The organism is Rhodococcus sp. IEGM 1381, from assembly GCF_030056795.1.
Lineage (GTDB): Bacteria > Actinomycetota > Actinomycetes > Mycobacteriales > Mycobacteriaceae > Rhodococcoides.
In genome coordinates, this window is record NZ_JASHKQ010000034.1 from 1 (window position 1) to 391 (window position 391).

The 391-nt window shown below is 56.8% G+C and carries 1 protein-coding gene; it reads left to right on the forward strand.

Annotated elements, in window-relative coordinates; translation table 11 throughout:
- The first annotated feature begins 48 nt into the window (after positions 1-48).
- Complete coding sequence (locus tag QM797_RS26150; protein ID WP_283278649.1) at positions 49-297, forward strand: acyl-CoA carboxylase epsilon subunit; 249 nt, start codon at positions 49-51, stop codon at positions 295-297.
- The last annotated feature ends 94 nt before the right edge of the window (positions 298-391 follow it).

Here is a 391-nt window from a genome sequence, read left to right on the forward strand (position 1 = left end):
ACGCAAACAAGTCACCCTCCCACCCAAGAAACACGGAAACATTCCCCTATGAGCGAAGCGAATCATGACGCAGTGAGCGCAGCGAATCATGTTGCAGCGTCAGGTAGTTGGTCGTTTCGAGGATGTCCGACCGACACCGACATAGCTGCTGTTGTTGCTGTGTTGTCCGCTGCGCGGCCGACCGTGGTCGAAGAATCTTTGCCGGTGCTCGATCTGTGGGGCCGACCCGAGGATATGCATCGGTATGGACTCGCCGGTGCCCCAGCTCTTTTCGTCAATGCCCGTTACGGCCAGTGAAGGAACTCGACACTATGACCACGTCCGATTCTCGTCGAAAGATCACCAAGGTTCTTGTTGCCAATCGTGGTGAGATCGCGGTGCGGGTGATCCG